This is a genomic window from Parabacteroides leei (genome assembly GCF_023369805.1).
In the GTDB taxonomy this organism is placed as follows: Bacteria; Bacteroidota; Bacteroidia; order Bacteroidales; family Tannerellaceae; genus Parabacteroides; species Parabacteroides leei.
Map to the genome: position 1 here is coordinate 45,862 of NZ_JAMBQG010000025.1, position 23,727 is coordinate 69,588.

Sequence of the window (23,727 nt, forward strand, 5' to 3'; positions counted from 1 at the left end):
GCATGGAGTATCCGGTAAACAAAGGCGCGGGCAATTCCGTCGAGTTCAAGGGGCTCAAGTCGCAATACCTGTTCGTCTTCGCGGGCGGGCTGACGGCAGTGCTCCTTGCGGTGGTCATCCTCTATCTGGCAGGTGCGGGCCAGTGGGTATGCATTCTCTCGGGAGTCATATCCGGCAGCCTGCTGGTATGGGTGACGTTCCGGCTGAACGCCCGTTACGGTGAACACGGGCTGATGAAGCTGCTGGCCGGAAAACGGCACCCGCGCTACCTGATTCACCGCAAAAGAGTTTTCAGATTATTCACGAAAAGAAAGAGGAAACAACCATGAGAAATGTATTGAAAGCGGAAACGCTGGAACGCAAGTTCCCCCTGCTGTCGGTGGAGAACGGCTGCATCGTGAGCAAGGATGCCGACCTGACCGTGGCTTTCGAGGTGGAGTTGCCCGAACTGTACACGGTGACGACGGACGAGTACGAGGCCATGCACGCCTCCTGGATAAAAGCCATAAAGGTACTGCCCGAACACAGCATCGTGTGCAAACAGGACTGGTTCGTCAAGGAGACCTACCGCCCGAAAACCGGCGGGGAGGAACAGAGCTTCCTTGCGCGCAGCTATGAGCGGCACTTCAACGAAAGGCCCTTCCTGAACCACAGATGCTACCTGTACCTGACGAAGACCACCCGTGAGCGCAACCGCCGGCAGAGTGACTTCAGCACCCTCTGCCGCGGCTTCCTGCTGCCCAGGGAGATAACCGACAAGGAGACGGCGGAGCGTTTCCTTGAAGCGGTGGAACAGTTCGAACGCATCATGAACGACTCCGGGCACGTAAGGCTGCGCCGCCTGGATACGGACGAGGTGACCGGGACGAAAGAACATCCCGGACTGGTGGAGAAGTATTTCTCCCTCTCGCTGGAGGATGGGACCGCCGTGCTCCAGGACATCTGCCTCAAACCCGGACGGATGCGTATCGGTGACAAGCGGCTCTGCCTGCACACACTTTCGGACACGGAGGACCTGCCGGGCAAGCTCTCCACCGACATGCGCTACGAGCGTATGTCCACGGACCGGAGCGACTGCCGGCTGTCCTTTGCCGCCCCCGTGGGGCTGCTGCTGTCGTGCAACCATATCTATTCGCAATATGTGTTCATCGACAGCGCGCAGGAGATCCTGCAAATGATGGAGAAGAACTCGCGCAACATGCTCTCGCTGTCGAAATACAGCCGGAGCAACGCGGTGAACCAGGAGTGGACGGAAATGTACCTGGATGAGGCGCACGCCAAAGGGCTGCTGCCCGTCAGGTGCCACTGCAACGTCATCGCCTGGGCCGAGGATGCGGACGAGTTCCGCCGTATCAGGAACGATACGGGCAGCCAGCTCGCCATGATGGAATGCACGCCGAGGTACAACACCGTCGATACCCCGGTGCTCTACTGGGCGGGCATCCCCGGCAATGCGGGCGACTTTCCCGCCGAAGAGTCGTTCTACACCTTTCTGGAGCAGGCGGTCTGCCTCTTTGCCGGGGAGACCAATTACCGGAACTCGCCCAGCCCGTTCGGTATCCGCATGGCGGACCGGCAGAACGGCATCCCGGTGCATGTGGACATTTCCGACCTTCCGATGAAGCGCGGCATCATCACCAACCGCAACAAATTTATCCTGGGGCCAAGCGGCAGCGGCAAGTCCTTTTTTACCAACCACCTGGTGCGCAACTATTACGAGCAGGGCACGCATATCCTGCTGGTGGACACAGGAAACAGCTACCAGGGGCTGTGCCGCATGATCCATGACCGCACCCGGGGAGAGGACGGGATATACATCACGTACGAGGAGGACAACCCGATATCCTTCAACCCGTTCTACACCGACTCCGGGCAGTTCGACGTGGAGAAGCGCGAGAGCATCAAGACCCTGATACTGACCTTGTGGAAACGGGAGGACGAGGCTCCCACACGTGCGGAGGAGGTGGCGCTGTCGGGCGCGGTGAACGCCTATATCCGGAAAATATCGGGGGACCGGAGCGTCAGGCCGGACTTCAACGGGTTCTACGAGTTCGTGTCGGTTGACTACCGCCGGATGATTGAGGGGAAGAGGGTGCGTGAGAAGGATTTCGACATTGACGGCTTCCTGAACGTGCTGGAACCTTTCTACCGGGGAGGCGACTACGACTTCCTGCTGAACTCCGACAAGGAGCTGGACCTGACAAACAAGCGGTTCATCGTGTTCGAGCTGGACAACATCGGCAGTAACAAGGTGCTGCTTCCGGTGGTGACGCTGATCATCATGGAAACCTTCATCGCCAAGATGCGCAGGCTGAAAGGTGTCCGTAAGATGATACTGATAGAAGAATGCTGGAAAGCGCTGATGTCCGCCAACATGAGCGAGTATATCAAGTACCTTTTCAAGACCGTCCGGAAATATTTCGGCGAGGCGGTGGTGGTGACGCAGGAGGTGGACGACATCATCTCGTCCCCGATCGTGAAGGAGGCCATCATCAACAACTCCGACTGCAAGATACTGCTGGACCAGCGGAAATACATGAACAAGTTCGAGCACATCCAACGGCTGCTCGGCCTGACCGACAAGGAGAAGGGGCAGATTCTCTCCATCAACCAGGCGAACCATCCCGGACGTTCCTACCGGGAGGTGTGGATCGGGCTGGGCGGCACCCATTCGGCGGTATATGCCACGGAAGTGAGCGAGGAAGAGTATTTCACGTTCTCGACGGAAGAGTCCGAGAAGCTGGAAGTGCAACGGCTGGCAGAAGAATCCGGAGGAGACCTGGAGGCTGCCGTCAGGCGGATGGCGGAGAAGAGACGGGAAGAACAGAGACAAACATCAACCTTCAAACAAGAATGATTATGAGAAACAGACCCTTTGTGAAACTGGCGGTGTGCCTGATAAGCATGGCCGCCCTGATATTGCAGAGCTGCTCGGAGAGCGGTATTGACCGTGACAAGCTCTGCGGCTCGTGGACCAGCGTGGAAGGCAAGCCGGACGTGCTGGTATATAAGGAAGGAGAAGCCTACAAGGTGACGGTATTTGCCCGTAGCGGCAGGATGCGTGTGCTGAAACCGAAGACCTACCTGCTGGTGGAAGAGAACGGCAACCTGTTTATCAACACGGGCTACCGCATCGATGTGTCCTACAACGAGGCGACAGACGTACTGACTTTCTCCCCCAACGGGGACTATGTACGCAAGGAGGAACGCCCATGAGAGCGAAGTCACTCCTGATAGGAACCGTGCTCGCCTTGTGCGGTACCGCTGTGGACGCCCAATGGGTGGTGACCGACCCCGGCAACCTTGCCCAGAGCATCATCAACATGTCGGACAACATCGCCCACACCTCCAAGACCGCCGTGAATACGGCCGAGAGCTTCGCCGAGACGGTGAAAATCTACGAGCAGGCGAAGAGGTATTACGACCAGCTCAAAGCGGTGAACAACCTGATACAGGACGCCCGCAAGGTGCGCGACATCATCCTGATGGTGGGCGACGTGTCGGACATCTACGTGACCAACTTCGGGAAGATGATGAACGACGGGAACTTCTCGCCCCGCGAGCTGGACGCCATCGCCTTCGGTTACGCCCGGCTGCTGGAGGAGAGCAACGGCGTGTTGCAGGACCTCAGGCAGGTCATCAACGTGAGCACGCTCTCCATGACCGACAAGGACCGTATGGACGTGGTGGACCGCTGCTACTACGAGATGCGCCGCTACCGCAACCTGGTGAGCTACTATACGAACAAGAACATCGCCGTGAGCTATCTCAGGGCCAGGAAGAAGAACGACCTGGAGCGCGTGATGCGGCTCTACGGGGATGAAACCTCCAAATACTGGTAGCCTATGGTACTTTTGTCGATAGATTTCGCCAACCTGCATACCATACTGGAAACCCTGTATGGAGAAATGATGCCCCTCTGCAAGGACATGATGGACGTGGGCAAGGGGCTTGCCGGGCTGGGGGCGCTCTTCTATGTCGCCGTCCGCGTGTGGCAGTCGATGGCGCGCGCCGAGCCGGTGGACGTGTATCCGCTGCTCCGTCCCTTCGCCATCGGCATCTGCATCCTGCTCTTTCCCACACTGGTGCTCGGCACGCTGAACAGTGTGCTCAGCCCCATCGTGCAGGGCACGCACAAGATGCTTGAGGGGCAGACGATGGACATGGAACAGTACCGTGCCCAGAAGGAGGAGCTGGAACGGGAAGCCATGCTGCGCAATCCCGAGACCGCCCATCTGGTGAGTGACGAGGAGTTTGACCGGCAGCTGGACGAGCTGGGCTGGTCACCCACGGACGCCGCCTCGCGGCTGGGCATGTACGTTGAGGTAGGGATGTACAATCTGGAGAAAAAAATCCGTGATGCGTTCCGCAGCCTGCTGGAGCTGATATTCGCGGCGGCATCGCTGCTGATAGATACTGTGAGGACCTTTTTCCTGGTCGTGCTCTCCATACTGGGCCCTGTGGCGTTCGCCTTCAGCGTGTGGGACGGCTTCCAGTCCACGCTCGGGCAGTGGTTCACGCGCTATATCTCCGTCTATCTGTGGCTTCCGGTGAGCGACCTGTTCAGCACCCTGCTCGCCAAGCTCCAGGTGCTGATGCTCCGGAACGACATCCAGGAGTTGCAGGGCAATCCCGACTACTCGATAGACAACTCCAACAGCGTGTACATAATTTTTATGCTAATAGGGATTATCGGGTACTTCACCGTTCCGACGGTGGCGGGCTGGATCGTACAGGCGGGCGGTGCCGGGAATTTCAGCCGCAACCTGAACCGGACCGCCACGAAAGCGGGCAGTTTTGCTGCCGGGGTGGGCGGTTCCGTACTGGGGAATATCGGAGGACGACTGAGAGGAAAATAACAGAGACCGGTTTACGGGATGCGTACGCCGCATACGGCTACTAACGTATGCAGCCCGATACGACTAACATTAGTAACCATGCACGACTAACGTATGTAACGAGCCGTCACTAACGTATGTCGCCAGGAGCACCATACGTATCCCGCCGGAAGAAAGAAAAAATCAATCAATCCAAAGAAACGATTCATACATGGAATTCAAGTCATTGACCAACATTGAAAGCAGCTTCCGCCGCATCCGGCTGATGCTGGCGGTCTTCACCGGCTGCTGTGCGCTCGTCACCGGCTATGCGCTGTGGAGCTCGTACCGCTTCGCCGAGAGGCAGCGTGAGAAAATCTACGTGCTGGACGGCGGCAAGTCGCTCATGATGGCCCTCTCGCAGGACCTTTCACAGAACCGTCCCGCCGAGGCGAGGGAGCACGTAAGGCGCTTTCACGAGCTGTTCTTCTCGCTCTCGCCCCAGAAGGACGCCATCGGGCACAACATCAACCGCGCCCTGCAACTGGCGGACAAGAGCGCCTACCACTATTATGTGGACTTTGCCGAGAAGGGTTATTACAACCGGCTGATTTCGGGCAACATCAACCAGGTGGTGCATGTGGACAGCGTGGTGTGTGATTTCGCCGTTTATCCTTACAAGGCAACGACGTATGCCCGCCAGATGATTATCAGGGAGAGCAACGTGACCGAGCGCAGCCTTGTCACCTCCTGCTCGCTCCAGAACACGGGGCGCTCGGACGACAATCCGAACGGGTTCATCATCGAGCAGTTCATCATCCTGGAGAACAAGGACATAAGGAGCGCGGAACGATGAAAAGAGGATATGCCTGCCTGAGACGGGCAGACGGCCGGATACGGCTGTTCTGCCGCCGCCTGACAAGAAGGCAACGGAGCCTGGTGGCAATCACCGCCTCCCTTCTGTTCCTGGCCGCCTGCCTGTACACGATTGTCTCCGCGCTCTCCGGTCCGGGAAAGAGCGGCGGGACGATGAGAATAGAACATATCCGGCGGCTCGACTTGTGGCCGGAAGACAATACAAATCCATCCAAACAACTGCTACGATGAAAACGGATATACAGAAGATAAAGAAACTGCTGGGGCTGTCGGATGACGGGCCGCTGACACCCGAAGAGAAACGCCGGCGTGCGAAGTTTGTCATCTACCCGCTTTTTTTCCTGATGTTCGCGGGGGCCATTCTGCTGATATACGCCCCGACACAGAAGGAAAGGGAGGAAGCCGGAAAAGGCCTGGGCTTCAATACGGAAATTCCCTCGCCCGAGGAGGCCCGCATGGAGGGCAACAAAGTCAGCGCCTACGAACGGGATGCCCTGGCAAAAAAGGAGAGAAAGCGCAAGGACACCTTTCAGGAAATGTCGGAACTGTTCAACCGGAAAAGGAACGACACCCTGCGCGTCGCGCAGGGCGGGGCGAACGTGGAGCTTCCCCCGGAACCGGAAGCCATGACACCCCGCAGTCCGGTGCGTTCGTCCACGGAGGCCTACCGCAACATGAACCGTTCGCTCCATACCATCCATGAGCCGCGCGACCATCCGCAGGACAAGGAGCTGCTGCGGCGCATCGAGAGCCTGGAAAAGAGGCAGTCCGGGGAGCACCCTGACGGCGGCGGGCAGTCACTGGAAGAGAAGATGGCACTGATGGAGAAGTCATACGAGCTGGCGGCCCGCTACAACGGGAAGCAGACGACCGCCGCTCCAGCAGCCGACCGGAAAGAACGGACCGCCGCCCGACCGGTGAAGCAGGTGCGGCAGCAGGTGGTGTCCTCCCTGTCCCGTCCGGTGAATGACGAAGAGGGGATTGCCGGAGAGCGGAATACGGGATTCCATACCCCTGTCGGCAAGACGCTCTCCCCAGACAGGAATACCATCGCCGCCTGCGTGCACGGGACGCAGACCGTATCGGACGGGCAGGCCTTGCGCCTCCGGCTGCTGGAACCGATGGCGGTGGACGACCGCCTCATACCCAAAGGCACCCTGCTGACCGGAAGCACGCGTATCCGGGGGGAACGGCTGGACGTGCTCGTCGAGACGGTGGAATACAAAGGGGCGGTCATTCCGGTGGAACTGGAAGTGTATGACGCCGACGGCGGGCAGGGAATACTTGTCCCGAACTCGCTGGAATACGATGCCGTGCGTGAGATAGCCGCCAACATGGGGACCTCGATGGGGAGCAGCATCAGCATCTCGACGGACGCCGGCGCGCAGATAGCCTCGGACGTGGGGAAAGGCGTGATACAGGGCGTGTCACAGTACGTCACCAAGAGGATGCGGGCGGTGAAAATCACGCTGAAGGCCGGGCACAGGCTGCTGCTCCATACCCCGGAGCGGTAAGAACCGGTCCGGGTGGAAAAAGAGAAAACACAATTATTCAACAACCAACCAACAACAATCGGACATGAAGAAGATTCTGATGATGTTTGCCCTTCTGACGGGCTTTGTAGCTGCCCATGCGCAGCAGAGTAGCGGAGATTATTTTGAAGGACTGAGCCGCAAGATAGGCTTCAGCCAAATGATACCTCCGCATGGCCTGGAAATCACCTACGACAAGACGGTGCATGTGATTTTCCCCTCATCCGTCAAGTACGTGGACCTCGGTTCCCCCAACCTGATAGCCGGCAAGGCGGACGGCGCGGAGAACGTGATCAGGGTGAAGGCCACGAGGAAGCATTTCCGCAACGAGACGAACATGAGCGTGATTACCGAGGACGGTAACTTTTACACGTTCAATGTCAAGTACGCCGACGAGCCGCTGCTGCTGAATGTGGAGATGTGCGACTTCATCCACGACGGGGAGGCGGTGAACCGTCCCAACAACGCGATGGAGATTTATTTGCAGGAGCTGGGCAACGAGTCGCCCAGGCTGGTGCGCCTGGTCATGAAGTCCGTGCACGGACAGGACAAGCGGAGAGTGAAGCACATCGGTTGCAAACGGTTCGGCGTGCAATACCTGCTCAAAGGGCTCTATGCGCACGGTGACCTGCTCTATTTCCATACCGAGGTAAGAAATTCCACCCACGTGCCTTTCGATGTGGACTTCGTGACCTTCAAGATCGTGGACAAGAAGATAGTGAAACGTACCGCCATGCAGGAACAGGTCATCTGTCCGCTGCGTGCCTTCAATTACCTGACCCGTGTGGACGGGAAAAAGAGCGGGAGAACGGTGTTTGCCCTGCCCAAGTTCACCCTCCCCGATGACAAGAAACTGGTGGTGGAGATGTATGAGAAACAAGGGGGACGCCACCAGGCCTTTGAGATAGAGAATGAGGACCTGGTGCGTGCCGAGACCATCAATGAACTGAAAGTGCGATGAAAAGGTATGTGTATATCACCCTTGCGCTGCTTGCCCTTATGGCGGGGCAGGCCCATGCGCAACGCTGTCTGCCGGGAATGAAGGGTGTCCGTCTCACGGCGGAAATGGCGGACGGCTTTTACTGCGGAGCGAACCGGCACGATGCCGGTTACGCCTTCTCGCTGGCCGTTTCCACCTACACGAAAAAAGGAAACCAGTGGGTGTTCGGCGGGGAGACGCTCCGGCGCAACATCCCATACAGGAACACGCATATCCCGACGGCGCAATACACGGGCGAGGGCGGCTATTACCATACGTTCTTTTCCTCGCCGGGCAAGGTGCTGTTCCTGAACCTCGGTGTCTCGGCCCTGCTGGGGTATGAGACGGTAAACGGCGGCAAGAGATTGCTGGATGACGGTGCCGCCCTGCACAGGTGTGAATCGTTCATTTACGGCGGTGCGGCGACACTGGAGGCGGAAGGTTACTTGTCGGACAGGGTTGTCCTGCTGCTTCGGCTGCGTGAGCGGTTTGTGTGGGGCGGCGCCTCGGGCCGCTGCCACTGCCAGTATGGAGTCGGTCTAAAATACATTTTCTAACCTCAAAAACAGATATATACCCATGAAAAGAAAAATCCTTGATTGTATGATGGCGGCCTGCTGCCTGGCTGCCGCCCTTTTTTGTCTTGTCTCTTGTGACTGCGGGCTGGATGTCCGGCAGGAATACCCGTTCACGGTGGAAACCATGCCGGTAGCGGACGGTATAGCAAACGGCGAAACGGTGGAAATCCGTCTGGAAATCAGACCGGAAGGTAACTTTGCCGGAACGGTCTATACGCTGAGGTACTTCCAGCCGGACGGCAAGGGCAGCCTGAAGATGGAGGACGGCACGGTGCTGAAGCCCAATGACCGCTACCTGCTGAATGAACGGAGATTCCGGTTGTATTACACTTCGCAAAGCGCGGATGACTTGCAGACCATCGACCTCTATTTTGAGGACAACTGGGGGAATATGCGGCAACTGACCTACGGTTTCAATGTGAATGATGCGGAAAACAACGTTCCGGACAATGAGTAGGGCATGGCTCAGGCTGACGGCCGGAGTGTTTATGGCGTTTGTGGTCTCCTCCGCTTTTGCCCAAGGAAAGGGGGAAGTGCCGGATTCGCTGTTTGACAAGGCCGTGGAATTCATCAAACGGGCGGAAGGCTGGCATCGGGGGCAGATGCCTTACATAGGTTACGGGCACCGCTTGCTTCCGGGGGAGACATTGACCGAGAACCTGAGCAAGGCACAGGCCGATTCGCTGCTGAGGAGTGACCTTAGGAAGTGTTGTGATGCGTTCCGGGAGTTTGACAATGATGCATTGCTTTTGGGCGTTTTGAGCTATAATGTGGGCATTTTCAGATTGAAGGGCCATGGCAGGATACCGAAAAGCCGGTTGATACGGAAGCTGGAAAAAGGGGAGCGTGACATCTATGAGGAGTATGTTTCCTTTAGGTGCTATAAGGGGAAAGTAATTCCGAGCATAGAGAGGAGAAGGAAAGCTGAGTTTGCGCTTTTCTATATACCTTAGATTATAAAAAAGCCGTGAACAACGATGGGAAGATCGATGTTCACGTTTTTTTTACTGCAATTTTTACTCATTTTCAAATCAGTATATACGACTGGTTATTCCAATTTGTGCTTTAGATTGAAATGATAATGTCTTGTGGTATTCCCGTATAATATGCTATTTTTTCCACTGGTATATTATCTTCCTTCATTTTTATTATTATATCAATGGTTTCTCTGGTAAGAGAAGATGGTATAGGAGTGAACAGAATATCTGACAGTTTATTTATGGCTTTAATAACTCTTTGCCTGTCTGATTCCACTTTTAAATTTATACCACTGAAAGTAGAAAGTTCATCATGCAAAATGAGATAGTATATTCCGCCTATTATCAGTGCGGATATGGTTACAATGTCAATATCCGTATCTGAGAACAGTCTTGAATATTTTTGGCATAGAGGCAATGTATGTAGTTCTCGTAACCAGGCGGTACGCTGACTGGTTTCATTATTATTAGCCAGTTCCCATTTCAGAAGCTCTTGCATTGCTTTGTTCTCCGATAAAGAATGGAACAATCCTGTCAGAATGTTCGTGTACAATTCTTTATCATTGCTTGATTGTTTCTGGGACTTTATGATATCATTGAACCAGTAATCGTATTTTTTGACATACTCATCAATAAACTTGTTCAAATCCTCATATCTATGGTAGAATTGGACAGGTTCGATTTCTGCCAGATGTATGATACCGGTAACTGTCAATTTTGAAAATCCATCATTTTCAATCAATTGATTTGCCGCATCAAGTATACTTTCTTCTATGTCCTTTGCACTTCTTCGCTTTCTCCTTTCTTTCATTATTCCTTTTTTATTTTTATATCTTTATTTATATCATTAAGAGCGTTGATTAAAGCATCCAACTGTTCATGTTCATGCGTGGCAAGAACACTGACCCTTAATCTGGCCTCTTTGGTTCTTACTGCCGGATATACAATTCCAATTGTAAAGATACCTTTTTCCTGTAACATTTTAGCTATTTCATAAACTTTTTTATTATCTCTTATCATAATGGGGAAAATAGGTGACACGGATTTGCCTATGTCAAACCCTTCGGTTGTCAGCCGGCTCCTAAGGTAATCGGTATTTTCCCAAAGTCTGGCTCTTATTGCCGGTTCTTTCTTTATTATTTCCAAAGCTTTCAAAATGGATGCGGTTACTTGTGGTGTAGGGGCTGCCGAGAAGACATTGCTGTCCGCATAAAATTTCAGGTATTGTATTATCTTTTTTGAGGCGGCAGCAAATCCTCCTACACAACCAAATGATTTGCTGAATGTTCCGGTGATGATATCCACTTGCCCTAAACAATTGAAATGTTCTGCCGTTCCCTTACCGTTGGCTCCCATTACACCTATTCCGTGTGCATCATCCAGCATCAACATAGCTTCATGGGTTTTGCAAAGAGAAATTATTTCGGGAAGCAAGGACAAATCCCCATCTTGTGAATATACCCCATCTATTATTACAAGCCTGGTCTGGTATTGGTCTTTGGTTTCTTTCAGCGTTTTCTCTAAATATTCCAAATCATTGTGCCCTATCCGCTTTACATTTGTCCCTTTTAATCCTGCCATTGCGCTTGTATGGATATAAGGATCCACTAACGCAATGTCATTTTGACCTAATAAGGCTCTTAATATCCCTGCATTTGCCCCGAAACCGGAAGAAAACAGTATTGCGTCCTCCTGTCCTACAAAAGATGCGATTTCTTGTTCCAATTGTTGATGTATATCGAGATATCCACCTATAACCTGTGCGGCACAAGCACCTGTTCCATATTTAATAATAGCGTCTATTCCAGCCTGTTTAGTTTCCTCTCGTTGTGACATTCCCAAATAGTCATTGGAGATAAATGCAGTGACAGGTCGGTCAAAGCCTTCAATGGTCATTGTTGACCCGACTCCTGTCTGGGAAGTTATCCAATAGCTTTTGCAACCAAATTCATTTAATTGATTGATGTACTGCTGGAAGTCGTCAGCTCTCTCGATAGCGTTCTTCTTTAAAGAAAGTTCAAAGTCTTTTAATGAGTAATAAACATTTTCCATATTAATATAATTTAGATTGTATAGTACAAATATAGATATTATTTATGTTTATCAACATATAATGGCAAAAAACATCTAAAAATATTATTTTATATACAATGCGGATTGTATATTTGCGTCCGTACTAGTACTATATAACAAAATGTTCATTAAATTTTTAGAAAATGAAAAAAGTATTGATAATTAAAGGATTTATAGCTGCTTCAATAATTGCAGTTCTAGGGCAATTGACTTCATGTCAAAATGAGGATGGTTTTACTCAAGAAAGTACTGAAAAGGTAAACCTTATTGATTATGATGTGACAAAAGTCCCATGTGAAGAAACGGAGGAAGATCAACTTCTTAGAAAGAAAGCTTATGAAGCCATAGATAAACATGTGTCTATTAAAAATGGCCTCTTTGTTCTTGATGTGGCAAATGGAGAATCTATCGGTTTGTCTGAAAGAGTGTTTACCTACTATAAAAACCGAATGCAAGAAAGCAATGCTCTTTTATCAGCACAAGGAATTGTGAAAAATCAGATAGGAGAAAAATCAATAGAAATATATAATGCTAGCAATTTCGTTGGTGAAAGAGCTTCAGGGGGAGTGACCAAGTTAGTTCTAAATTGGGCCTCGTTTGAATTATATATTTCAAATTCTGATTGCAAAAAGATTGCATTAGGATCCGAGATAACGGCTGTTCTAAGTGCTGCTATTCCAGATCCCAGTATATCAAAAATAGCAACAATAGTAGCAGGGTTATGCGGTATTGCTTTCAATCAATTTGCGGATAATTATCCGAATGGAATCATTATTTCGTGCGAGATAATACCTGTTCCTATTATAGGTTGTTATAACGATTGGTCATTTAAAGGACAATGAAAACATTTCTTCAAGGAATACAATACTTTATAGTAGCAATATGTATCGTTTTAATGATAAGTTGTGAAATAAGTTCTAGCTCAAGATTATTTTATCTGTGTTTAATAATAGCTATGATAACTAATTTATTTTCAGATAATAAATATATCAAATGGGGGGGGATGATTTTAAGTCTTGTCTGCATATTTATTCTCATAAAGTATTATTGGTGAAATCCATAGACTAGCAATAGTTACTATTGTAACCTATTGCTGTTTTGAATTCATTGGTATGTAGCACTTTTTTGTGGGAATGTTCTGTTTTAAATGTATGTGACTAATTGCTCTATTTAGCTTATATGGCATCGAATAAATGCGTTGCAGAACAGATAGGGGTAAATATTTCCACCATTCTTATAAAAAGGCAGATAATAGTTTATACCAGATTCGGTTTATTCATTGAATCGGAACTAATGTAGAAACATATATGAAGTTATTTCTCATTGGTTTATAATGACCGCTTGGGATGGTTATTGTACTAATATATAAGGATTAACTTCTTACTTCAAATCTTTACAATATTGATATTATATATTCACTCTAATTTCAAGAACCAAATTAAAAAACATTTTTATGAAAAAACTTTTTCATTCTTTATGGGGCGTAAGCCGATTATTAGTAGGGGGAATGACCGTAGCTCTTGCCTCTTGCACACAAGGTTCAGGACTTTTAGATGATTTCTCAGAAGCATCAGAAAGTTCGGTTTTATCAAGATCCATTTCTGTTGCTGATTCTGTAAGTCTGTTTTCTAATGCAGATGAATATCAAAAGCAGGAAACAAAATTTTCTTCTTATTATCCTGAAACCGATGAATTTTATTCATCAAATATGTATGCTGTTAGAGAGTTGCCTTTTGCATTGAAAGTCAGAGGAGGTGGAGTGGCTGGACAACCTTATCTTTCTACTCAAGGAATGAGAAAAGAATTGACACTTTCAGCATATAGTTCTTCAAAATTCTATTTAAAGATTTTGCCGCCTAGTAGTGGAATACCATATTTGATTTATTCAAAGTCTTATAATAAGCCATTGGTTTGTGGTCAATATAACAATGCTCCAAACAATAAACTTGTTTTTGTTTGGGATTCGGAAGATATAAGTTCTGGAAGTTGGGACCTTATACCATCAACATATAAAGGATATTTTAATATTGAAAATCAGACATATTTAGGAACGGCAGACCCCAATAATCCTTGGAGTGTATTTAATTATTCCATAGAAGTAAAGAGTAATGGGCAGGTGGGGTATGCAAAATATAATAAGCAACCACAGCAAGAGTTTCTATTAGAGTTTCAGGATAAATTTAAAGTAAAAGAAATAGTATTTGAACCTGAAGCTGTAGTGACGGAATTAGACCCTGTTGTTGTGTACTCAAATGGTCAGACTGGAGCAGTTGCTGGACCATCAAATATTACAATTTATGCAAAAAAAGATGTAAAAGACACTTCTTATTATACAGAGAAAGGAACTTTGAAAATTCCAATGGAAAATGAAGAACAAATGTTTTTACGCCCTGCAATAATAGCCGGCCAATTTATTGCCCCTGGCAATTTTAGTAGTGGAGAAATGCCTGATTCAACAATCTTTTTGCCTAGAGCTCCTTATACTTCCACAACGTATGAGATACCTAAAACATTATCAGTGACTATTCCGGTAGAAGTTGATGAGCCATCTTTAATTAAAGTAACGACTTATTTAAAGAAATATAGTGTAAAGGCTGACTATACTATTACTATGACTTATCGTAATGGAAATGAGGCCAATGATAGAGAAGTTAAATTTAAAGGTTCTTGGTATGGAATAATAAATACTACATCAAAGGCAAAACCAGACGAAATAGTAACAATTCCTTTAGAAGAATATATGAAAAGTTTATCTAATAATAATCTGCAATAAGAAAAGATTATGAAATCGATATTATATATAATAATTTTATCTGTAACAATTCCATTGTTTATGGCTTGTTCAGAGGATTTGAACTTATGCGCACAGCAAAATACTGCATTAGAAGCTGATTATTCATGTGATGATGTGATTCTTCAAGAACGTAATCCATCTCTTCCAGATGTTATTACAGGAAAACCTTCTTTTGATGAAGAATTGACAAGAAGTGGTGAGATGGTTGGGGGAACTGATAAATATCTAGGTTATGGTTATAAATTGCTTAAAGGGAATTATATACCAAGTGATTTTGATAACTTTACGCATTCCATACTTGATATTGAATCTGTAAAAGAATATGATGAATAATATATAGATGAAAAATATCCGAACTGGAATGATCAGTCATCGTTTGCTTATTATGATTTTAATAATTATACGCATTTTTCATCAATAAGTAAAACAGTGAAAAGTGGATTTTCTTTAAATCTAGGTTTTTTTTCTATAGGGAAAAAGAAAACGACAACCGAAACATTTAGAACTTTCATTAACGAATCAAAGGAACAGGCTTATGGGGAAATGAATATATTGTTTGCTCATGGCAAATTTACCTTGTTAAGTTCCAATGGTTCTAATAAAGTTTTTGCAAGGCAGTTTTTAAGAAGGTCTTTTATTAATAATTTATATACCTCTCCTATATCATCTATCATTGATTCATATGGAGATTTTGTTGTTGTTGGTTATTATACAGGTGGAAGAGCTTTTGCGCAATATATGGGTAATGCGGGTTCAAATACGAATGTTGAACAGAAAACTAAATCCTTAGAGAAAAATATTAATGCTTCACTTGTATATAAAGGTGACTCACTTAATGGATCGTTCGGATTTAATGGAAAGGATGGTACTTTTGATTCTACAGTGTACAAAAGACAAGATATATTTATACGTGTAAAAACATTGGGTGGTATTCAAGATGAAACAGGTGTAGTGAATACTACAATGGCACTTAAAGACATAAATATAAACTTGCAATCTTGGAGAAAATCATTAAATGATTCAAAAAATCATACAGTGATTGATTTAATAGAAGAAGGATTATATCCAATGTCGGATTTTGTACTGGAAAGAAACTTTCAAAGACGTTTTGATGATACTTCTAAAGAAATTCTTCTTCCTGTTACAAGACTTTATACTCCGTCTATTACGATTGCAAGGGTATTGGCAAAGACATCTGTTTCAGGAGAAAGTTTATATGATGTAGCTGCTGTGTTAACAACAAGACAGGGTGACCAAATAGTATTGAGTAAAAGTAATGCTACGGATGCGGAATTAAGGCAAAATGAAGATGATAATATTTTTATCAAAAAAGCCCAAATTATATCATCAGAAATATCAAGGTATTTCAGCTCTGATATTCAGATAAGTTATAATACTAGAAAGCGTATTAATCCTCAAATGCGTTCTCCGCTATGTATGGTTTTGGAGAACTTCAATGAAAAAGGTTTCTATAAGTACTATCATGAGGCAACTAATATGGAATATTTATATGACCCAACTACCAAACTCTGTTTTTCATTTTTTGCAGATGAAAGAGATGAGAGTTTGCTAGAGGTATATGGTCTTAGTTCATGGGCCTTCAATTTATCAGAAAAACAAATATCAATAGCTACGCTAGCTAATCTATATACAATTATAGGGTTGTGATTTTGAAGTTTGTGTAAAATCTTAATTAATAATATATGAAATCTTATTTTAAATTATTTTATTGGTTAATGCTTGGTGTATTGTTTTCAGTAAACATTGGTTTGACAAGCTGCGTTGATAGATATTCTGAGGAGCCAAAAGAAGAACTTACTCCTCAGGCCCTTTATCAAACTTCATGGCGTGGGACAGGAAGTTGTGCTGCTTGGGCTGTACAAAATATGGGCGTAGGTATACAATTTATAGATACCCAAACAGGAAAAGTAAATTGGGAAGGTTATGATGAAATTGATATTACCTACGCAATAGAAAGAAAATATGTTACATTTAATAGTAATGCTTTATATTTAGGTGGCGCTCCTTGGGTTATTAAGAGCTATACAAAAAAGCATATACTCCTTATGCAGAATGAAGCAAGTCCTGACAAAGAGAAAGTTGCTACAATAGAGCTGGATAGGATAGATTGATTTGAGGGTGTTGTCATTAGTATTTTTTATTCCTTGGGCGCAATCGTCATTCAATTTATAGAATAAGAGAGAGTGTATCAAAATTCCCTTTTTGAAGAAATTACCCTTGCTATAGCTATCTGTGGCAGGGGTAAATCTTTATTTAGGGAACGTAAATAGAACTGTGTCAATCCTTTAATTTGTCTTTTCTTTGGTCTAACATTATTTCAAATATATCTGATTTTCAGATATTTATCCGAAAGTAAAATTGTAAATAATTTTACTTATTAGGAATTGACACAGTTTGAATTACTGTCTCAAGGAAGGGTCGTATCATTGCTCAAAACTGAGTTTGATGCGACCCTTTTAGATGTCATAGTTACAATGTGTAACTTTTCGGAGCAGTCATTTTAGTTTTGGCTTTACCCTCATAATGTTGTTTTACCTGATTTTCTATATTCATTTTCAGGATTGCCTTGATGCAAGAAAATTGAGATAGTCCGCAATGGCACGCTGGCAGCCGGTGAAATCAGGTGTCCGTTTGCCTTTACACTTTCTAAAATAGATCGTTCCCGATTTTGTAAGACCGTTTACGGATTTGTTGAATGTGCCTTTGGTACGGATATGGATTTCAAAACCGTCCCGTCTGGCTATTTCAAGAAAAACATTTGCCTCGATTCGTTCTCCATTTAGAAAATCCTGTTTGCAATCGTCAATTTGCCGTTGCCATTCCTTTTCCTTTAATCGCTGTTCCTCTTCCTCCTTAGCCTTCAGTTCCAGCCGTTTTTGTTCCTGTCTTTTTAAGTACGCTTCACGGGCTTGCCGCAAAGGTGCGGTATCAAGCCCAAGGGCTTCGAACACACGGATAGAAAGAAGAGAGATATGAACTTCTCTTTTTGAATCCTGAAGTGTATTTGTAATCCAATTTTTACAATAAGCGGCAGTTGTTTCTTTGCGTTCCTCCTTGTCAAGGAATCGGCGTGAATGCTGTCCGCAAGAGAAGAATACATTTTCTATCTTGCAGACAACATGGAATATGTCCTCGCTTTCGTTTCCATATTTGTTTTTTGTAGATAACGAGAGATAAACATTCTCCGCATACGGCTCCAACTCCATATAAGGAGCGACGACGGTGTTCCCGTCAAACTTGTATTTGAATACTTTTGCTTTCATAATTATATCTGTTATTATTGTTCATTCATATAATCCAATATGCTCCCTTCCAGCCTGTCGTATATCCGGTTGAATTGGTCCTGATATTCTTCCAGAAAAGCCCCGTCCGCATCGCACATTTCATCGAGTGTCTTATTGTTTGTCCGACATAATTCAGTATCGGTCAGTTCACAGACTATTTCGATAAGCATCGAGCGTTCCTTGTCTTCGGGGAGTAATTTGTCTTTTTTCAGGCAACAATAGTTGCGGATATTGATTCTCAGATACAGGTCTGCCTCTTCCCAGCGTTCATCCGGTAAGAATGTGAATGTCTGTTTCAGTTCATCGGGTTGTTTGTCCCACCATTCGTTCAAACTCTTCGGTTCCATATTCATAAGTTTAATTGGTCGATAACCGTTTGGTTTGTCATTGCCGATTCCAAATCACCTTCCCGCAAATCGTTCGCGTTGCGTAATTCACGCAGGTTTCTTACTTCGGCATCAAGGTATTCCCGTGCCGTCTCTTTGTCACACCCGCAAGAGGTGCATATCCTGTCAATGATTATTGTTTCCATCATTATTTTTATTTAGTTTTTGTATTGGAACCGGATAAAAGCTGTACGGTTGTCCGGAGTATCTCGTCCAGCCAGTTGATGCAACGTGCCCCGAGTTCAAAAGGACCGTCAATTTCGTACAAGTCATGGGAATGTTTGTCTTCCACAACGAGATGGAGGTCCTCCCCGAATAATTGTATCCTGCGCACAATGCATTCATAGGGATCGCCGTCATGGTCGAACCATATCACGTACACGGCATCCACCGTATCGGGAAACTCCATTTCCGTTTTCCCATATTCCTCCAATACCGCTTTTATGGCGGCTGTAATCTCCTTGCGGAGTTTTTCTACTTGTTCGCTGAAATCTGTTTTCATAAGGCATAGAAATGAATGCGGGAGCCGCCGGCGGGCTCCCACGATTAGACATCCGGTTTATTTATCGGAAACATTACGCATAGATATTGATGTGATTGAACGATTCCGGACAATGCTGAAAGACAAGCGGCAGGTTGACATGCACCATCGGGTATTCCACCCAGCCGCTGCCTCTTCGGTAGCCGGTATCAGTGGCGAGGTGATTCAACTCCAGAAATTCCATCGCGTCGGGATTGTTGTTGATGTCGATGAAGGTCCTGTCGGGCAGTCCAACGGCATCCGTCTCTTCCAGATTGACCGTCAGGATCGTGTAAGGCTCTTCCGTATCGGCCAGTTCCAGACAGAGGGCGAGCCAGCCGTTGTGATAGATCTGCGGAACCAGCCGTACAGCCTGTCCCTGATAGATGTAGAGTTTCTTCCGATAGAAGTTGTCGGACGGGACGATTTCAAACTCGTCTTCCTTTTCCGTGAAAGAAAGCATCGGGTTACGGACTGCCACGAATGTATCGTCTTCCATCCGGTAGCACAGGTGATCCGTTCCTGCCGAACGGATGATTTCCAATGAAGTGTTCATGATCCGTTTGTTTTTTAAGTTATGTAATGAGTAAATGTTATTTATTAGTTGGTTTTTACCCGGTTCATAAGTTGTCCCGATATCTCGTGCAGTTCCCGGCACCGTTCCGGTTCCTGTTCCCGTGCGAAAGCGGTGATGCCCTGCGTCAGTTTCCACAGGGTGGCCCCTCCGGTCACTCCGTCCTCCGGATTGTTGTTCATCAGTAATTTTTCCACTTCGCGCCCTTCGCTCTTCAGCAGGCCTCCTTTCTGCACCAGTTGCTTGAGCTCCTTGTCGAAGTCCACATCTATTTCCGAAGCGCCCTGTATTTCGATGGCTTTCTGCATAAGTGTATCCTTGTGGTACAGTCCTTTGGTCAGGTCCGATACCGCCGATACGGTGGTCTGTGTATCCAGCTCGTAGGTCTTCTGTGACAATGCCAGCGAATCGGGCAGTCGTGCCCCCAGATGCACCTGCCGCATGACGGATTCACGTACCATCCCGTTCAGGCATGCCCCGTTGAGCAGGAACGAACGCATGTCCACGGAGCCGTTGCCATAGTCGGAGGTGGAAAAGCGTGCCCCGGCAAAGATGATGACCGTTCCGTTCTTTCTGGTGGGAATCTCAATGGGTGTGGGCAGGATGGTCTCGCACCAGACCTTGGTGTCATTCATGTAGGCGTCCGATACGACCGCCCCCTGATTGGCCGCCTCCCGGATGAATGCGGTCAGGATATCCACCGAATTGAGCCGCCGGTACGAGTCGGAAAGTACGCCCCGCACTTCCATGCCTACCGCCCGGATAAGTACCCGTGTGCGCGCGGTCCAGCCCGAATGTTCGTTAAGGATGGTGGCGCAAAGCTGTTTCTGCCATACATCGCCACCGGACAGTTCGCGCAGGTATTTGGCCGGCACTCCCATCTTCTCCGAAATCTGGCTGATGGCATTGCCGTGCAGACTGAAATTTCCCTCCGGCATGGTCATTTGCACCCGGTCCGCCGCCCGGAATGAAATGACAGGCTGTTTCTCCTTGCCGCGCAGGTTCACCCCGATGGGGGCGATGAAGTCCTGCGCTATTTTTCCTTCGTCAAGCAGCCGTGCGATGGTCTCCATGACTCCCTGCCGTTTGCCTTCCACCATCCGTTGTACCTTGTTGATAACCACCTGGTTCAATCCCTGCTGTTTTTCTACCGATGCAGGATTCGGCATTACTGTTACTTCCATATTCTTTTTTTTAATGATAGGTTTATTTCTTTATTCTCCATCCGTTCCTGTAATGGATGGTCCTGATTCCGGTCCGCACATACCCCTGATTCTTGTCATGCCTGTATTCGTACATGAGCAATGCATGGTTTATTGCCGGCAGCTCACCTTTCTCCCTCAGTTTGTCCAGATGCGGCTTTGCCGCCTCCAGGCAGGAAAACCCGCCGAAGAAGCGGTTGCCCGTCATGTTGTAGAGTTCGATAAAATCATAATTTGTTCCCATGGCCTGTCTTGTTTTGGACGGGAGGTTCCATCCCGTATTTTTTCATGAAGTGGATATATTCCTTCTCACTGTATCCGGTCATTCCGAACAGTTCGTAGTAACCGTGTATGAAGGTCTTTTCTGTTCTTGCCTTGTGGGGACTGGCGCTCTTGTGGCAGCAGACAATGTGCCGGACGAAGCGGTAACACTTGCACAAGTCCTCCCAGATGGTATATTCCCTGTCCGTATGAGGTTCGTAATAGCCGCAGGAGAGGTTTATGCAGGATACGGACAGCCCCCTTGCCTTCAGGGTATGCACGTCCGTGCTCAGCCCGCTTGCCGGGTGATACCCGTATCTCCCGGGACTGACGGTTTCCAGGAATTCCTCCGAGCAGAGTTCCGTCCCGTGGACTCTTGTAATGATATCACTGTTGCCCCTGCGGTCACATCCGATGACGAAGCGGCAGTCCGCAAAGAAATCCATGTCGGCTTTCCGGCTGCCTATACATCCGTTTTCTTCCTGTACGAAGAAAGCACATTTCATCGCCTTGAAACTTTCCAGGCACTTCAAACAGATCCAGATGCCGTTCTTGTCATCGGCACCGATTCCGGTCATCCGCCTGTGTTTATGGTCGTACCCGACAATCATTGATTCCGCGACAAGGTGGGCTGCATACGTGCCGGTCTTGCGGCGGTGTACCTCGTCCATGTGTGCCACGACACAGGGGTAGCTTCTCCGGTTGCCTTTGACCGCGTAGATGTTGCCGTACCGGTCTTTCCGGTAAGGAATCCCCATGCGTCTGAGCTCGTCCGTGATAAACCGGGCCATCCGCTTCTCCCCGCCTGAGGGGGAGGCGATGTTGTAAAGTGCCATTAATCTTTCCATATTCTGATATTTAAGAGATGAATAATTTCTGAATTTGCAGGTAACTTTTGAATCCGGGTATGGGCCGTCCCTTTTTGAACAGCGTGGAGGGATAGATTTTTCCCTTGTATTCCGTTGGAGTCCCTTTCATGGTCGTGCCGAAGGCCGTTTGTGTATAATAGAGAGGGTAACACACGTTGCAGTACAGCCTGTTGCTGTCCTCATGTATGCCTCCGCATTGGGGGCATACATACCTCAAAACTGTTGCGCAGCCTTGTGTGTGCTGGCAGGAGGCAATCGCCTTACGGCCGTTGTGATTGGCCAGTTTCAGCCCGGTACCGTCCAGGTGGATGTAATGGAACGTATCCAGATAGGGAACCCCTTTCTTGTGCCACCGGCATGCCGGAACCTTCACCGACAGCCGGGCATGCACCTCCGTGCCGGGTTCCTCTGCCATTCCGGGTATCTGGCTCATGCTGATGAAATCTTCCGGATGCGCATAGTCGTTGTATTTCTTCCTTAGGTTGATGCCGAGGCTTCCCGCCTGCTCCCTGATCAAATCCATGACAAAGGCGTGTGACGTATAGATACGGTCCAGTACGGAAACCTGTACGGCCGGCATTCCGGTTGTGTTCCACATGGCTTTCCCCCATACGACAGCCCTGCCGAGCACGTTGTTCCCTTCATCCCTCGCTACCAGGATGCCGGCACCCGCGAAGTTGGCATAGAAATCCGCCGCATTGCGCGCCTTGTCTTCGTACCGCATACATGAATTGTGCAGGGTGGACGTGTCACCATCCGTAATGGAACTGTAGTTGGATTCCATATAGGCGTCCAGAAAGTCATTCATTCCCGTATACAGCCTGACGGAAACTTTGCTGTCGAGCGTGATGGCACTGCGGAAATAATTGATTTCGCAGGATGTGTATTCGCGCAGGTTCTTGAACTGTTCGATGAAGGTGGATGGTTCCAGGTCTGTCCGGTTTTCAGGGAACCAGGGTGCCTGCGGGTTGTTCCTGTCCGGGAAATTGGGATGTTCCGGGTCCTTGTTGAAGGCGGTGAACACAATCCGGATTTTCCGGAAGGAGCCGCAGTCCGTCCACTTCCGTTTGGTGGACAGGAAATTATATGATCCGCGGATAATCTCCTGCGCCGGGCGGTTTTTCTTCAACTCGGACAAGATATCCGCCGCGATCACACTTCCGTTTGCCGCCGCATGCGTCAGACGGGATTTCAGTTCGTTGCTTGCATAAAGTCTCATGATATTATTTTTTTAGAAGTTAAACATGTGGGACGGGATACCGGGGTATCCTTCCGCTTGTGGAATTGTGCCATACGCTGTTTCAGACCGGAAATTGGGATGTTCCGGCTTGTCCGGTATTCGTCCTCGCTCATTTTCCGGATAGTGGGAATGCCGGTCGTCGTCAGGACGGGATTCACGAACCATCCGTCTTTGAAGTCCTCGGGGAGCAGGCTGTCATGCTGGATGACCTCGCCCACGCATCCATGTATGAGCATGTTGCAGACGGTCATCAGGCAGCAGGTACGGCTGATGTCCTCCGCAACCAGGTAATTGCCCAAGTTGCGTGCGTGGTACGCCAGTAGCAGCCTTCCGCTTCCGCAGGTCGGGTCACTCATCCGTTTGCCGGTCGTTTTCTCATCTGTGGTACATTGTACCATCAGGTCACAGATGTGCACGGGCGTGAAGAACTGTCCGTGCGCCTGCTGTCCGCCCCGGGAAGAGAGGGCCATGAACAGGTCACCGAACGCGTCGAACCACTCACGGGTCTGCAATTCCCGCTGCATGAGCTGTATCCATCCGGCAAGCAGTTCCATGAAGAAACGGTTCTGCTGCCGTTTGTATTTCCAGTCCTTGACGGGCGGCGCACCGGGTGAGAACCCGTGGATGACGTAACGCAGGAAATCGTTGAAGACGGACATCGGCTCGTATCCGTGCGAATATGCGAAATCGCAGATAAGCTTCTCAAGCGGACGTAACGCTTGCGGAATGTTGTACTGTGCCATA

At 48.1% G+C, this 23,727-nt stretch carries 29 protein-coding genes; 17 read left to right on the plus strand and 12 right to left on the minus strand.

The genetic code is table 11. The features are described from left to right. Nucleotides 1–2 precede the first annotated feature (2 nt). The 12 genes from M1P97_RS23620 (at nt 3) to M1P97_RS23675 (ending at nt 9,735) form a co-directional block, all read left to right on the plus strand. Entirely contained in the window at nt 3–329 is a 327-nt protein-coding gene (locus tag M1P97_RS23620) for a DUF4133 domain-containing protein (protein WP_118171062.1), read from the plus strand. Continuing rightward, nucleotides 326–2,857: a TraG family conjugative transposon ATPase gene (locus M1P97_RS23625; RefSeq protein ID WP_118171063.1), complete on the plus strand. Its 2,532-nt coding sequence runs from the start codon at nt 326–328 to the stop codon at nt 2,855–2,857. The genes M1P97_RS23620 and M1P97_RS23625 overlap by 4 nt, the downstream gene beginning before the upstream one ends. 2 nt (nt 2,858–2,859) lie before the next feature. Beyond that, entirely contained in the window at nt 2,860–3,216 is a 357-nt protein-coding gene (locus M1P97_RS23630; protein ID WP_118171072.1) for a DUF3876 domain-containing protein, read from the plus strand. Then, complete coding sequence (locus M1P97_RS23635) at nt 3,213–3,842, plus strand: DUF4141 domain-containing protein (protein WP_118171065.1); 630 nt, start codon at nt 3,213–3,215, stop codon at nt 3,840–3,842. Before M1P97_RS23630 ends, M1P97_RS23635 begins: the two co-directional genes overlap by 4 nt. Before the next feature lie 3 nt (nt 3,843–3,845). Next, complete coding sequence (traJ, locus tag M1P97_RS23640) at nt 3,846–4,859, plus strand: conjugative transposon protein TraJ (RefSeq protein WP_151853712.1); 1,014 nt, start codon at nt 3,846–3,848, stop codon at nt 4,857–4,859. 190 nt (nt 4,860–5,049) lie between these two features. Beyond that, a complete protein-coding gene (gene traK, locus M1P97_RS23645) occupies nt 5,050–5,673 on the plus strand; it encodes a conjugative transposon protein TraK (protein ID WP_118171472.1) in 624 nt (207 codons plus the stop codon). After that, nucleotides 5,670–5,924 (plus strand): TraL conjugative transposon family protein, encoded by a 255-nt coding sequence (locus M1P97_RS23650; protein ID WP_237475902.1) that lies wholly within the window; start codon nt 5,670–5,672, stop codon nt 5,922–5,924. The genes traK and M1P97_RS23650 overlap by 4 nt, the downstream gene beginning before the upstream one ends. Further along, entirely contained in the window at nt 5,921–7,207 is a 1,287-nt protein-coding gene (traM, locus tag M1P97_RS23655) for a conjugative transposon protein TraM (RefSeq protein WP_151853713.1), read from the plus strand. Before M1P97_RS23650 ends, traM begins: the two co-directional genes overlap by 4 nt. Before the next feature lie 64 nt (nt 7,208–7,271). Next, nucleotides 7,272–8,186 (plus strand): conjugative transposon protein TraN, encoded by a 915-nt coding sequence (gene traN / locus M1P97_RS23660; RefSeq protein WP_118171469.1) that lies wholly within the window; start codon nt 7,272–7,274, stop codon nt 8,184–8,186. Beyond that, entirely contained in the window at nt 8,183–8,761 is a 579-nt protein-coding gene (locus M1P97_RS23665) for a conjugal transfer protein TraO (protein WP_118171468.1), read from the plus strand. The genes traN and M1P97_RS23665 overlap by 4 nt, the downstream gene beginning before the upstream one ends. A gap of 22 nt (nt 8,762–8,783) precedes the next feature. Further along, nucleotides 8,784–9,239, plus strand: a complete 456-nt coding sequence (locus M1P97_RS23670; protein WP_249390389.1) for a DUF3872 domain-containing protein — start codon at nt 8,784–8,786, stop codon at nt 9,237–9,239. Further along, nucleotides 9,232–9,735 (plus strand): glycoside hydrolase family protein, encoded by a 504-nt coding sequence (locus M1P97_RS23675; protein WP_374939043.1) that lies wholly within the window; start codon nt 9,232–9,234, stop codon nt 9,733–9,735. The genes M1P97_RS23670 and M1P97_RS23675 overlap by 8 nt, the downstream gene beginning before the upstream one ends. 112 nt (nt 9,736–9,847) lie before the next feature. Here M1P97_RS23675 and M1P97_RS23680 read toward each other — a convergent pair whose 3' ends face one another. Both M1P97_RS23680 and M1P97_RS23685 read right to left on the minus strand, forming a co-directional pair. Then, nucleotides 9,848–10,570 (minus strand): TetR/AcrR family transcriptional regulator, encoded by a 723-nt coding sequence (locus M1P97_RS23680; RefSeq protein WP_151853714.1) that lies wholly within the window; start codon nt 10,568–10,570, stop codon nt 9,848–9,850. Further along, nucleotides 10,570–11,811, minus strand: coding sequence for an aminotransferase class I/II-fold pyridoxal phosphate-dependent enzyme (locus M1P97_RS23685; RefSeq protein WP_151853715.1), 1,242 nt, complete (start codon nt 11,809–11,811; stop codon nt 10,570–10,572). The genes M1P97_RS23680 and M1P97_RS23685 overlap by 1 nt, the downstream gene beginning before the upstream one ends. A 164-nt stretch (nt 11,812–11,975) precedes the next feature. On the opposite strand from M1P97_RS23685, the gene M1P97_RS23690 reads away from it, so the two are divergent. The 5 genes from M1P97_RS23690 to M1P97_RS23710 all read left to right on the plus strand — a co-directional run bounded on the left by M1P97_RS23690 (nt 11,976) and on the right by M1P97_RS23710 (nt 16,758). Next, a complete protein-coding gene (locus M1P97_RS23690) occupies nt 11,976–12,674 on the plus strand; it encodes a hypothetical protein (RefSeq protein ID WP_016271618.1) in 699 nt (232 codons plus the stop codon). Nucleotides 12,675–13,285: 611 nt separating this feature from the next. Next, entirely contained in the window at nt 13,286–14,605 is a 1,320-nt protein-coding gene (locus M1P97_RS23695; RefSeq protein ID WP_237475901.1) for a hypothetical protein, read from the plus strand. A gap of 9 nt (nt 14,606–14,614) precedes the next feature. Beyond that, nucleotides 14,615–14,959 (plus strand): hypothetical protein, encoded by a 345-nt coding sequence (locus M1P97_RS23700; protein WP_249390390.1) that lies wholly within the window; start codon nt 14,615–14,617, stop codon nt 14,957–14,959. Between the two features lie 96 nt (nt 14,960–15,055). Further along, nucleotides 15,056–16,294, plus strand: coding sequence for an MAC/perforin domain-containing protein (locus tag M1P97_RS23705; protein WP_249390391.1), 1,239 nt, complete (start codon nt 15,056–15,058; stop codon nt 16,292–16,294). Between the two features lie 35 nt (nt 16,295–16,329). Next, nucleotides 16,330–16,758 carry a hypothetical protein gene (locus M1P97_RS23710; protein ID WP_445557808.1) on the plus strand — a complete coding sequence of 143 codons (429 nt, stop codon included), beginning with the start codon at nt 16,330–16,332 and terminating at the stop codon, nt 16,756–16,758. 444 nt (nt 16,759–17,202) lie between these two features. Here the strand turns inward: M1P97_RS23710 and M1P97_RS23715 are convergent, their stop codons facing one another. The 10 genes from M1P97_RS23715 to M1P97_RS23760 form a co-directional block, all read right to left on the minus strand. Then, on the minus strand, nt 17,203–17,910 hold the full coding sequence (locus M1P97_RS23715) for a hypothetical protein (RefSeq protein ID WP_118171496.1): 708 nt from the start codon (nt 17,908–17,910) through the stop codon (nt 17,203–17,205). Between the two features lie 14 nt (nt 17,911–17,924). Further along, complete coding sequence (locus M1P97_RS23720) at nt 17,925–18,278, minus strand: hypothetical protein (protein ID WP_237475899.1); 354 nt, start codon at nt 18,276–18,278, stop codon at nt 17,925–17,927. A 2-nt stretch (nt 18,279–18,280) separates the two neighbouring features. Next, nucleotides 18,281–18,463 carry a hypothetical protein gene (locus tag M1P97_RS23725; protein ID WP_118171498.1) on the minus strand — a complete coding sequence of 61 codons (183 nt, stop codon included), beginning with the start codon at nt 18,461–18,463 and terminating at the stop codon, nt 18,281–18,283. Between the two features lie 8 nt (nt 18,464–18,471). Beyond that, the gene (locus M1P97_RS23730; RefSeq protein ID WP_229068188.1) at nt 18,472–18,819 is read right to left on the minus strand and encodes a hypothetical protein; all 348 of its coding nucleotides are present in this window, start codon (nt 18,817–18,819) and stop codon (nt 18,472–18,474) included. 73 nt (nt 18,820–18,892) lie between these two features. Beyond that, complete coding sequence (locus M1P97_RS23735; RefSeq protein ID WP_118171493.1) at nt 18,893–19,393, minus strand: DUF4313 domain-containing protein; 501 nt, start codon at nt 19,391–19,393, stop codon at nt 18,893–18,895. 44 nt (nt 19,394–19,437) lie between these two features. Further along, entirely contained in the window at nt 19,438–20,595 is a 1,158-nt protein-coding gene (locus M1P97_RS23740) for a hypothetical protein (protein ID WP_118171492.1), read from the minus strand. A 22-nt stretch (nt 20,596–20,617) separates the two neighbouring features. After that, a complete protein-coding gene (locus M1P97_RS23745; protein ID WP_117741507.1) occupies nt 20,618–20,857 on the minus strand; it encodes a hypothetical protein in 240 nt (79 codons plus the stop codon). Further along, nucleotides 20,841–21,722: a hypothetical protein gene (locus M1P97_RS23750; RefSeq protein ID WP_118171490.1), complete on the minus strand. Its 882-nt coding sequence runs from the start codon at nt 21,720–21,722 to the stop codon at nt 20,841–20,843. The genes M1P97_RS23745 and M1P97_RS23750 overlap by 17 nt, the downstream gene beginning before the upstream one ends. Before the next feature lie 10 nt (nt 21,723–21,732). Next, nucleotides 21,733–22,962, minus strand: coding sequence for a hypothetical protein (locus M1P97_RS23755; protein WP_118171489.1), 1,230 nt, complete (start codon nt 22,960–22,962; stop codon nt 21,733–21,735). Further along, nucleotides 22,959–23,726, minus strand: coding sequence for an N-6 DNA methylase (locus M1P97_RS23760; protein ID WP_118171487.1), 768 nt, complete (start codon nt 23,724–23,726; stop codon nt 22,959–22,961). Before M1P97_RS23760 ends, M1P97_RS23755 begins: the two co-directional genes overlap by 4 nt. Nucleotide 23,727 lies beyond the last annotated feature (1 nt).